Origin of the sequence: Specibacter sp. NPDC078692 (assembly GCF_040686835.1) — a bacterium.
Classification (GTDB): Bacteria; Actinomycetota; Actinomycetes; order Actinomycetales; family Micrococcaceae; genus Specibacter.
Genome location: NZ_JBFBLV010000022.1, coordinates 22140 through 33916 on the forward strand (window position 1 = coordinate 22140; position 11777 = coordinate 33916).

General features: G+C 60.1%; 7 protein-coding genes. 6 read left to right on the forward strand and 1 reads right to left on the reverse strand.

The annotated features are described in order from the left end of the window. The first annotated feature begins 13 nt into the window (after positions 1-13). The 5 genes from denD to AB0O97_RS14465 all read left to right on the forward strand — a co-directional run bounded on the left by denD (position 14) and on the right by AB0O97_RS14465 (position 7673). Entirely contained in the window at positions 14-976 is a 963-nt protein-coding gene (gene denD, locus AB0O97_RS14445; protein ID WP_363883613.1) for a D-erythronate dehydrogenase, read from the forward strand. Between the two features lie 30 nt (positions 977-1006). Then, entirely contained in the window at positions 1007-2458 is a 1452-nt protein-coding gene (locus AB0O97_RS14450; RefSeq protein ID WP_363883614.1) for a gluconate:H+ symporter, read from the forward strand. 49 nt (positions 2459-2507) lie between these two features. After that, positions 2508-3131, forward strand: a complete 624-nt coding sequence (locus AB0O97_RS14455) for an aldolase (RefSeq protein ID WP_363883616.1) — start codon at positions 2508-2510, stop codon at positions 3129-3131. Positions 3132-3896: 765 nt separating this feature from the next. Beyond that, on the forward strand, positions 3897-5156 hold the full coding sequence (locus AB0O97_RS14460) for an amidohydrolase (RefSeq protein WP_363883618.1): 1260 nt from the start codon (positions 3897-3899) through the stop codon (positions 5154-5156). A 387-nt stretch (positions 5157-5543) separates the two neighbouring features. Then, a complete protein-coding gene (locus AB0O97_RS14465; protein WP_363883620.1) occupies positions 5544-7673 on the forward strand; it encodes a PhoX family phosphatase in 2130 nt (709 codons plus the stop codon). 266 nt (positions 7674-7939) lie between these two features. On the opposite strand, the gene AB0O97_RS14470 is transcribed toward AB0O97_RS14465, so the two are convergent. Beyond that, entirely contained in the window at positions 7940-11176 is a 3237-nt protein-coding gene (locus AB0O97_RS14470; protein WP_363883622.1) for a type I restriction endonuclease subunit R, read from the reverse strand. A gap of 142 nt (positions 11177-11318) precedes the next feature. On the opposite strand from AB0O97_RS14470, the gene AB0O97_RS14475 reads away from it, so the two are divergent. Further along, positions 11319-11771 (forward strand): OsmC family protein, encoded by a 453-nt coding sequence (locus AB0O97_RS14475; RefSeq protein ID WP_363883624.1) that lies wholly within the window; start codon positions 11319-11321, stop codon positions 11769-11771. Positions 11772-11777: the final 6 nt, after the last annotated feature.

Consider the following 11777-nt stretch of genomic DNA (forward strand, 5'->3'; position numbering starts at 1 on the left):
GAAAGTTTCAACGATGAAAATTATAGTTACCGGCGGTGGTGGTTTCCTCGGAAGCCGCGTCATTCAGGCTCTTCTTGACGGCAAGGACGCCGGAACGGGTGCCGTGGAATTCGATCAGGTTGTCTCCTTGGACCTGGCCGAGTGCCCCGTGGCGGATTCCCGTGTTGCCTCCGTCAAGGGCAGCATTGGTGACGCCGAACTGCTCCATGAAATCGTCACCGAAGACACGGTGGGGATATTCCATCTCGCCGCAGTGCTCAGCGGTGGCTCGGAGGACGACTTCGACCTAGCGATGAACGTCAATGTTGATGGCACCCGTGCGCTCCTGGAGGCTGCAAGGGGCATCCGCAACACACCGCGCTTCGTCTTCACGAGCTCGTTGGCCGTCTTCGGCGGCGAAATGCCGGACAGCGTGCCGGAGAACATGGCCACACAGCCGGAATCGACGTATGGGATGGTCAAGTCCATCGGCGAGTTGCTGGTTAATGAGTACACTCGCAAGGGCTTCATTGACGGCCGCATCTGCCGGCTCCCAACTATTTCCGTGCGCCCCGGCAAGCCCAACAGTGCCGCGTCATCATTCGCCAGCTCCATCATTCGCGAACCCATGAATGGCATGAAGTCAGTGTGCCCAGTGCCAGTCGACACGAAATTGTGGCTTTCCTCCCCCAACGCCGCGGTCACCAACCTGGTCCACGCATTCGAGATTGACGGCGAAAATATCGGCGGCTGGCGTGTCCTCAACGTCCCGGGATTGAGCGTCACTGCAGGAGAAATGCTGGAGAGCCTGACCCGGGTGGCTGGCCAATCGGCACGGGACCTTGTGGGTATTGACTACGATGCCAAGATTGACAGCATTGTCGGTTCCTGGCCCGGCGCATTTGACGTGGAACGCACCCGTAGCCTTGGTTTTGTTTCAGACACCGATTTTGACCAAGTTGTACAGCAGTACCGCGACGACTTTATCGCAGGCTAGTCTCCCCTTCTCACTTATAGGAACGCCACCATGAATTTTGCGGTCGAAACCGTCGCATCAATCAGTCCCGCCGCGATCGTCGGGCTCATTGTTGCCATTGCTGTACTTATTCTCCTTGTGCTCAAGACCAAAGTGCACGCACTGCTCGCTCTGATCATTGCTGCTTCGATTGCCGCACTGGCAGCCGGTATGACTCCTGAAGTTGCGGTTGCCTCAATCACGAAGGGATTCGGCTCCACTCTTGCAACCATCGGACTGGTGGTCGGATTCGGTGTGATGATGGGACGCATCCTGGAGGTCTCTGGAGCAGCAGAAAAACTGGCCATCACCATGATCCGCTGGCTAGGCCGACGACGCGAGGAATGGGCACTGTCTGTTGCCGGCTACATCATCTCCATCCCCATCTTCGTTGACAGCGCATTTGTCATCTTGACTCCCCTGGTCAAGGCGCTCGCCACAAGCACAGGTCGGTCCAAACTGACGTTGGGCATCGCCATGGGCGGGGGCATGGTTCTGACCCACCACGCAGTCCCCCCGACTCCCGGCCCGCTTGGCGCAGCCGGCATCTACGGGGTCTCCATCGGAGACATGATCCTCTACGGCATCCTCTTGACGTTGCCGGCCCTAGTGACCGTCACCCTCTACGCTCGGTTCGCGGGCCCGCGAATCGAGGCAATGGCACCGGCCGGAGTATCGGCCGCATCCGGTGGCACGGGCACCATTCTTCCTGTTGTTGAAAAGAAGACCACCGCCAAGGAAGCCTTCCAGGAATTCAACGAGCTGGCCGACGAGCGGCTGAAGGAACTGCCCTCTTTGTTCCTATCGCTGCTTCCGGTGCTTGGCCCCATTATTCTGATCTTCTTGAACACTGGCATTTCAGCAGTAGCCGGGGCCACCGACGGTGTGATACCTGACATGGTTGTCCAAATTGCTTCCTTCGTTGGAAACCCCGTTATTGCTGTCGGCATCGGCGTCATTTTTGCCATCTACGGACTGGCCCGCCAAATGGACCGCAACACCGTTCTGGCAGAAATGGAAAAGGGCGTTGAATCCGCCGGCATCATCCTGCTCGTCACCGGTGGCGGTGGCGCACTCGGAGCAGTGCTTCGCGACAGCGGCGTGGGCGATGCAATTGGCCAGTGGGTCTCCACCCTTCCTTTGCCGAGCATCTTGATCCCCTTCCTCATTGCCAGCATGGTTCGATTGGTGCAAGGCAGTGGAACAGTTGCCATCATTACCTCGGCGTCCCTCTCGGCACCCATTTTGGCCCAGATCCCCGACGTCAACATGATTCTGGCCGCGCAGGCTGCCTGCTTGGGCGCCATGGTGTTCAGCTACTTCAATGACAGTTTGTTCTGGGTCGTGAACAGAATGCTTGGCATCACGGATGTGAAACGGCAAATTCTCACGTGGTCCATACCAACCACCGTTGCGTGGGCCACAACCCTAGTTACCATCCTGATTGCCGACGCCATACTCTGACCCGGTACCACTTCGTCAGTCACCTTCACTCCAAAGCAAAGGGCACCAAGTGAATTTCCTCGAGACCAGAGAAGAAATGGTGGAATTGGCGACAAGCCTCTTCCAGCGCGGATACTCAGTGGGCAGCGCCGGCAATATCAGCGTACGGGTTGATGGCGGATATCTCATGACGCCCACCAATTCGTCATTGGGACGGTTGGATGTCAACCGACTCTCGTTCCTAGATCATGAATGGAAGCACATTTCCGGCGACACACCGTCCAAGGAAGTGGTCATGCACCGTGCCATGTACCAAGCACGTGCTGACGCCGGGGCCATCGTTCATTTGCACTCCACGCACGTGACCGCGCTGAGCTGTTTGGCGCCGTCCGATGAGCCGTTGCTCAAACCACACACTCCGTACCTGGTGATGCGCCTGGGCGAAAACGTCCCCATGGTTCAATACTACAAACCGGGCGACCCTGCCATGGAGGCGGATATTTTCGCGGCGGCCAAGGATTCCAAAGCAATCATTCTGGGCAACCATGGAAGCATCGTGGCCGGCCCCAGCCTAGTCCACGCCGTGGATTCCGCCGAGGAGCTGGAAGTTTCCGCGAAACTCGCGTTGCTGCTGCACGGCCGGCAAACCCGGCCGCTTACGGCAACAGAAATTGACGAGTTGATGAACCGATAACGTTTCACATCATGCGCCCATTACGGGGTATCTGGAAGGGCCGGTGGCTGCTGTCACCGGCCCTTCTGCATGCAGTCAGCGATAAAGCCCAAACACTCAGTCAACGAGTTATCCGAGCAATCAAATCCAGAATTCGGCGAGCAGCCCGACGGGGCATTGCCTTCGACATGGCTGGCCGGTGAGGCACGGGTGCGGGGTGCCGGGCCTTTACGTAACTCCAGCGGCTCCGACGTAACCAGGCTGATACGCCGGGCCTAAAATTGCGTATTCGTCGCCCACCATTCCGGAAGCCCGCTCTCGTCGGCCTTCCGCCTTCAGCATTCAGTGGCAGCTTCTTCGCACCACAGATGAATACCGCATTTGGGAGGCTCACTAGCTGTTGCTCTGCCGTCAAAAAGTGTGACTTTTGGTCCGCGTCTTTGACAACCGACTTGCGGAGTGGCCGGCTCGCCAACACCACTGCTCCAGCACTGTTGGCGAGCCGCCCGGGCGAGTCTGGCATATGCGGAGGGGGTTAGGACGTGGCAGGTCCGGTGAAACGTCTGACGTGGTGGGAGTGGGGCAACTATTAACTCTGAGGTATGAGTTGCCCCGACGTGCCCTTGAACCAGGTGAACAGTTCTTGGCGCGTAGGGCGGTACAGTCACCCTGTGTTCTCTGGACAACATCTGGACACGCTCATCCGCTAGGGTTACCGTGGCAATCGCGGGCTGTCTCAGTTGCTCAAGCGCACTAGAACGTCCCGCCGAACAGTGAGGTAGACACGTGTCAGAGGTCAAAGCCGTTCTCGCAACATTGGATCAAGAACTCGTTTGGCAGCACGAGTTCTACAAGAACCTGCACCAGCACCCGGAACTGAGCTCGCAGGAGTTTGCCACCGCCGCATCCATCGAGGAGAAGCTCACTAGCTTCGGGTTCGCGGTCCAGCGGATCGGCGGCACCGGAGTTGTCGGAGTTTTGGAAAATGGGGCCGGGCCATGTGTGCTGGCACGGGCCGACATCGACGCGCTGCCCGTTACCGAAGCCACGGGGCTGGACTATGCATCCACGGCCACCGGTACTGACACTGACGGTTCAACCGTGGGCGTCATGCACGCCTGCGGCCACGACGTCCACGTCACCGCACTTCTCGGTGCCGCCAAACTGATGGCGGACGGGCGTGACTCCTGGTCCGGGACCTACATTGCCTTGTTCCAGCCAGCGGAGGAGACTGCCGCCGGTGCCCGTGCCATGCTCGACGACGGACTTGTCGCCAAGGTGCCCCGGCCCGACGTCGCGCTTTCACAACATGTGATGGCTACTGAGGCTGGAACGATTGGCACCACGGCCGGGCCCATCCTCTCCGCCGGGGACTCCGTCAAGATCACTGTTCACGGGCGCGGCGCCCACGGGTCCATGCCGCACAATTCCGTGGACCCCGTGGTGCTGGCGGCCTCCATTGTGTTGAAGTTGCAGACCATCGTCTCGCGCGAGACTAGGCCAGGCCAGTTCGCCGTGGTCACGGTGGGAGCCTCTAATGCCGGCACCAAATCTAACATTATTGCCGATCGCGCCGTCTTGCTGCTGAACATCCGCACCTATGACACCGAGTTGCGTGGGCGCGTCATTGCCTCGATCGAGCGGATCGTGCGCGGTGAATGCGCCGCCTCAGGTTCGCCCAAGGAACCCGATTTTGAGTACTACGACCAGTACCCGCTGACCACCAATGATGCGCAGGTGAACGCGAAGGTCACGGCAGCCTTCACCGAGTATTTTGAACCAGGGATGGTGTACCAAACTGCCCCAGCGACGGCGTCGGAGGACTTCAGCAGGCTGCCGGACGCCTTCGGTATTCCCTATACCTATTGGACTGTGGGGTCGGTGCCACCGGAGATCTACCGTGCCGCAGCGGAAAAGGGGACCGTTGCGCAGGACATTCCGGCGAACCATTCACCATTCTTCGCACCTGCGATCGACCCCACCCTCGGTGTGGCCACGCAGGCCCACGTTGTTGCAGCATTCGCCTATCTCGCGAAGGAAAGTTGATGGACTTTAGCACAATGTCAGCCTGAAGCCAGTGACGGTCTTTTATGCGCCGTACTGAGAGGCAGTTTGGCGCTGCCGATGCGGCAGCGCCAAACTCAGCCTAGGTGTGGCGCATAGCAAAAGTGGGCTGACGTGAGGCGCCGGGAATGTTGCGGCCGGGCCCGAGAGCTGGTTCATAGGTCCCCTCTGGCACCGGCCATGGTTGCGTGGTCGAGTTTTTTTGGCGCTCGCAGGGTGCGTCGGAGTAGGCAAGGGGTATCGGGGACTCCACTCCGGCTGAAGTTCATGGTTTGCATCCTATTAATCTGCCGTTCAGCAGAATCCTGCCAACTCGTCGTACAGCCCTGCCACTGTGACAAGGTCGCATTCACGTTAGGAAGGTTCGCCATGAACGATCTGAAGAAGCTCTTGCCCATGCTCGGCCACACGCGCGGTAAGCGCAGTGCCGTCACCTGCCAGCTCAAGTGCGACAACGCTTGTTCTAAGGCTGTTTGCAATACCTCCACCAACAACTACTTCCGCGACATTGTCTCGACGGAGTTTTCCCGCCGTTCGGCCATGGGCATCGGTTTGGCTGGCGTGCTCAGCACTGCTGTCATGGCTCACGGAAACAACGGAAACGGAAACAACGGCAACGGAAACAACGGCCAGAACGGTGTTGGCAACAACAAAAACGGCAAGCTCGCCTTCGCGCCGATCAAACCGGTCGACGCCGAAGTCGATGCTTTTAACGTTCCCACCGGCTACAGCTGGCAGCCCATCATCCGTTGGGGCGATCCGCTGTTCAAGAAGTCAAAGGACTTTGACTTCGCTAACCAGAGCGCAGAAGCTCAGGCTGGCCAGTTCGGTTACAACAACGATTACCTAGACATCCTGCGCCAGCCCAACGGCAAGAAGGGTCTGCTTGTGTGCAACCACGAGTACGTGAACCCGCAGATCATGTTTCCGGCCGCGCCCGCCAACGCCGCCGAAGAGAAGGAGCGCCGCAACATCTTCCGCAACGCCGTGGGCATGAGCGTTGTGGAGTTGGAACGCGATAAGAAGGGTGAGCCATGGGACTACGTCCGCGGTGGCAAGCTGAACCGCCGCATCACTCTCGATACCAAGTTTGAGCTGACGGGCCCGGTCGCCGGTACTGATTTCGTGAAGACAGCCGCAGATCCGGAAGGCCGATTCGTCCTCGGAACCTTGGGTAACTGCGCTGGCGGAACCACTCCCTGGGGCAGCATCCTCTCCGGTGAGGAAAACTTCAACGGCTTCTTCCGCACCGAAGGAACCAGCGATGGGGACCGCCGCTACGGACTTGCCGACAAAGCCACCGGCATGGGCTGGGAAATGGATGATCCCCGCTTCGACGCCCGGGACGCCGACTACCGTAACGAGCCCAACCGCTTCGGTTACATCGTGGAGATCGATCCGGAGAACCCCAACTCGGTCCCGAAGAAGCACACCAGCATGGGCCGATTCAAGCACGAAGGCGCCAACGTCATCATCGCCGACAACGGCAAGGTGGTTGCGTACTCGGGCGATGACGAGCGCTTCGATTACCTCTACAAGTTCGTCTCCAAGAACAAGTACAAGAAGAACAACAGGGCGCACAACATGACCTTGTTGAGCGAGGGCGATCTCTACGCCGCTCAGTTCACCGGTGATTCTGCAGCAGAGATTGACGGCTCCGGCGCGGTCCCTGCAGATGGTGCCTTTGATGGTTCCGGCACGTGGCTGCCGCTGGTGGTCAACGGTAAGAGTGCAATCGCCGGCATGAGCGTTCAGGAAGTTCTGGTCTACACCCGCCTCGCCGCGGACAAAGCCGGCGCCACCAAGATGGACCGTTGCGAAGACGTCGAGCCCAACCTGAAGACGGGCAAGGTCTACGTGGCCTGCACCAACAACACCAACCGTGGCGTGGGTGCCAACGCTGTTGCTGACGAGGCGAACCCGCGGACCCAGAACCGTGATGGCCACATTGTGGAGATCACCGAGCGCCGCAATGATTCCACCGCCACCACGTTCAACTGGAACCTGCTGATGCTCTGTGGTGATCCGGCCAAGAACTCAACCACCTACTTCAGCGGCTTCCCGGTTGATCAGGTCAGCCCCATCTCCTGCCCGGATAACTTGGCGTTTGATACCCAGGGCAACCTGTGGATCTCAACGGATGGCGCGCCGTCGGTCATTGGCTACAACGATGGTCTGTTCAAGGTTGGTCTGGAAGGTCGCAACCGCGGCAACGTGCAGCAGTTCGCCTCCATGCCGCGCGATGCTGAGACCTGCGGGCCGGTCATTCACGACGACGAGTCCATGGTCTACGTTGCCGTGCAGCACCCGGGTGAGGACGGGACGTACGGGGCGCACACCTCGTACTTCCCCGACTACGTTGCCGAGGGAGCCACCCCGAAGCGCGGCGAGGTGCGTGCGCCCCGCCCCGCCGTTGTTCAGATGTTCCCCAAGGGCTCAGACAAGGGCGACGGCAAGGACAAGGGTCGCGATCGCGATAAGGGCAACGGCAAGCGCTAGTCCTTATTTTCTTCAAGCACGACGCCGGGCCCGCGCCTTCCAGCGCGGGCCCGGCTTCTGTTTATGGCGCAGCTGTGCCTGGTTGGGTCCGTGAATGCCGTCACGAAATACATTCATTGTTGCCGGATTCCTGCGGCGTGGTCCTCTTCGTCTACAAGAGTCAGCTCCCAACTCCCAACTCCCAACTTTTTTGGGAGTTGGGAGTTGGGGAGATTAGTGGCGCGAACTACTGACTCTGAGTTAATGGTTCGCTCCGCACAAAGCCCTTACGCCCCGGACCGTTCTTCCGCGTACCTCGGAGCCATGGATTCCATCTGCTCCATGACCAACTTGATCGCTGCGGGCTGCTTGTCCGGCGGGTAGCCGTTCAGGACCAGGAGTCGTTTGATGGAAGAGCGCAGCTTGGCTCGAACGTCTTCACGCACCGTCCAATCCGTGCGAACGTCGCGGCGCATGATCTGCACCAGCTGGCGCGCGATCTCTGCCAGAACACCCTTGCCCATGACGTCGACGGCGGATTCATTTTCCGCGACGGCGTCATAGTAGGCCAACTCATCAGATCCCAGCGGCGGGTCAAAGGTCTTCCCGCGGTCTGCCTCGGCGGCCACCTCACGGGCCAGTTCCACCAATGCCGCAATGATCTCAGCCGAGGAAAGCTGCTGATTGGTGTATTTGCGCATCAGCTCGGCAATTCGTTCCGAGAAAGCCCGGGCCCGGATGGCATTGGTTCGGGTGGTCTTCGCCGACTCATCCGAGATCAGTTTCCGCAGCGCCTCAATGGCCAACTGCGGATTCCGGGCCTTCTGCGCCTTGGCAATGAACTCGGGCGTCAAGTCACCCAGCGACGGTTTCGGCATGCCAGCAGCATCGTAAATATCCAGAACTTCGCCGGTTGCCGTTGCCTCGGCGATCAGCTGACCCAACATGCGCTGGATTTCCTCCGGGATGGGCTCGCCGCGGGACTGCCGGTCATCGGCGTCCAACTTGGCCATCCACACGCGAATTTCCTCATAGACCGCAACCTCGGGCCGCAACGGCTCCAACGAATCGGACCCCGAACACAGGGCCCAAGCCCGCGCCAGCCGGGACGAATCCCGCCGGTAGCTGCTCGCCAAAGTCTCCTGTTCGGCGTCGTCCGCGGAAGCGGAAGAACTGGAAGGCACGACGGCGTTGCCCGGCGTGAGGGGGTTCCGCAAGTAATCTACCGCTCCCCATGTGGCATTGAGGAAGGCTTTTGGCCCGCCCTTCATGAGCGTGGCCTTCCAATCATGCCCGACGAGGATTTGGCGCAACTGTGCCACAAGTTCGTGGACCATGCCGATGGCCTCGTCAATGTTCTTACCGGCGGGCTTCTTAGCGCGGTCGGTATCCGAATACTCGGCCAGGGCGCTGGTCAGGTTGTCGGCCAGCGGAGCGTACGCCACCAGGAGCCCATCCTGTTTGCCGCGGAAGGTTCGGTTGACGCGGGCCAGAGTCTGCATGAGGAGCGCGCCCTTGAGTGGCCGGTCCAGATACAGAGTGTGCAGCGGCGGCGCGTCGAACCCGGTGAGCATCATGTCCTTGACAATCACCAGCTCCAGTTCGTCATCTACATTCTTCAGACGTTCCTTGATCGAGGCGTTCTCCGAATCGCGGCGCACATGGTTGGAAACCGGAGGCACGTCGGAGGCTGTTCCGGAATAGACCACCTTGATCTTGCCGCGATCGAGCTCATCGGCGTGCCAGTCAGGACGAAGCTCAACGATGGCTGCGTACAGCTTTGCGCAGATCTCCCGGGTCCCGCCCACGATCATGGCTTTGCCGGGCGCCTCGATGAACTTGGCCATCTGCCCGCGACGGTTCTCCCAGTGGCTCACCAAATCCTGGGCCAGCGCGGCGATGCGTTCCGGGGCGCCATAGACAGCGTTGACCACGGCCACGCTCGCCTCGATGCGGGCCCGTTCCGTTTCGTCAAGGCCAAGGGTAGCCTCGTCGGCGGAATCATCCAGGGTGTCTTCTGAAACGCCGTCGGCAAAGCCCACCTTGATCAGGCGGGGCTCAAAGTACACCGGAACCGTGGCGCCGTCGTCCACTGCACGGGACAGATCGTAGACATCGATGTACCCGCCGAATACCTCGCGGGTGTCCCGGTCCGCGAAGGAAATGGGGGTGCCGGTGAAGGCGATCAGGGTGGCGTTGGGCAGGGCATCGCGCAGGTGTCTGGCGTAGCCATTCAGATCGTCGTAGTGGCTCCGGTGCGCCTCATCCACAATGACAATGATGTTCTTGCGGTCGGATAGCAGGGGGTGATCGGAACCGGCGTCCTTTTCACCCTTGCTGCGGCCAAACTTTTGCAGCGTGGTGAAGTAGATGCCGCCGGTGACCCGGTTGCTCAGCTCCTCGCGCAGCTGGGAGCGGCGGCGGATTTGCTGCGGGGTTTCGGGCAGAAGCAGACTCCGAGAGAATCCTTCGAAGAGCTGCCCATCGAGTTCGTTCCGGTCCGTGATGACAACAACTGTGGGGTTGCGCAGCTCGGGGCGACGCATCACCTGGTTGGTGTAGAGCTCCATTTCCATGGACTTACCCGAACCCTGCGTGTGCCAGACGACGCCGGCCTTGCCGCGGGATTCGCCGTTGGAGCGCACGGCCTCAATGGTGCTGCCCACGGCCTTGGTGACAGCAAAGTACTGGTGAGGTTTCGCGATGCGTTTGGACAAACCTTCCGCGCCTGAGTCAAAAGCCGTGAACGAGTTGATCAGCTGCAGGAACCGTTCCTGGTTGTAGAGGCCAAAAAGGGCGGTATCGAGCGCGCTGATGCGGTCGCCGTCGAGCATGGCACCTGGCGGTACAGGAACGCCGTCGTCATCCACATTCCAGGGGGAGAAGTGGTTCAGGGGAGTGAAGGCGGTGCCGAATTTGGCGATGATGCCGTCGGAAATGAGGTTCAGGAGATTGAAGCGGAACGCCATGGGGAATTCGCGCAGGTACGTTTGCAGCTGGGCATGGGCGGCGGCAACATCGGCGGATTCGCTGCCGGCCTTCTTTAGCTCGATGGCGCTGACCGGCATGCCGTTGAGGTACAGGACCATGTCGAATCGGCGGGAGTGCTCGCGGCTGGTGAGCGTGACCTGGTTGACGGCCAGCCAATCGTTGTCATCCGTGGCGCTGCTGATGAGGCGAATGGTCGGGTTCTTTTCGCTGCCATCGGTATCGATGTAGCTGAGCCGGTACCCCTCCACGAGGTACTTGTGGATCCGGTGATTCTCCGTGAGCGCGTCATTGGATTTGGGGGTGGCAATCTCGGCGACGGCTTGGCGCAGGTACTGCTCCGGCACGGTGGGGTTGAACTTTTGCAAGGCCAGAAGCAGACGACGCCGGATCAACAGTTCGCTCCACGACTCACGTTCGCCGGTGCCTGGGGCGATCCTATCTCCGGGGGTTGGCTTCCAGCCCAGCTCGCCCAACTGATCCAGGGCCAAGCCTTCCCAAGCGGCTTCAGAAAAACCGGTGGTTGCCAATGTCATGCTGCTCTCCTGCAAATGATGATCGTCGATTAGTCATGACGCTATCAGCCGTGGTTCGCGTTGCCGCAGTTGTGACCGCTATGCGGGGTTATCAGCGGAAACAGTTCAAAAATCATGCCATCGCCGGTGGCATGATTGAGGCATGAGTCAAAAAGAAGAATCCACCCTGCGTTCCGTTGAGCTGACCCGCACCTCCACCGCTGTATATACAGTCCGGAATGCCTCAGGAGCGGAGATGCAGTTCGGACATGGCGAAGGCCTGTTCAGCCCTGTCGAATTGCTGCTGGCCGCCATTGCTGGCTGTTCGTCCATCGACGTAGATACCGTCACGGCCCGCAGCGCCGAGCCCACCAGCTACACGGTGACTGCCGCCGGTGACAAGGTGGTCGAGGACGGCGCCACCCGTATGGACAACCTGAACCTCGCCTTCGATATCAACTTCCCCGACACCGAGGGCGGCCAGAAGGCTGCCGGAATGGTGGAGCGACTGGCCCGGCTCTCGCACGAGAAGTACTGCACCGTCTCACGGACCGTGGAACGCGGTACCCCCGTGGCACATACCCTCAACGTCACCGTCGGCGACACCACGGACTGACCGGAC

Coding starts and splice junctions, on each gene's coding strand:
- AB0O97_RS14465 (WP_363883620.1), top strand. CDS start 5,544: ATGAACGATCTGAAGAAGCTCTTGCCCATGCTCGGCCACACGCGCGGT.
- denD (WP_363883613.1), top strand. CDS start 14: ATGAAAATTATAGTTACCGGCGGTGGTGGTTTCCTCGGAAGCCGCGTC.
- AB0O97_RS14450 (WP_363883614.1), top strand. CDS start 1,007: ATGAATTTTGCGGTCGAAACCGTCGCATCAATCAGTCCCGCCGCGATC.
- AB0O97_RS14470 (WP_363883622.1), bottom strand. CDS start 11,176: ATGACATTGGCAACCACCGGTTTTTCTGAAGCCGCTTGGGAAGGCTTG.
- AB0O97_RS14475 (WP_363883624.1), top strand. CDS start 11,319: ATGAGTCAAAAAGAAGAATCCACCCTGCGTTCCGTTGAGCTGACCCGC.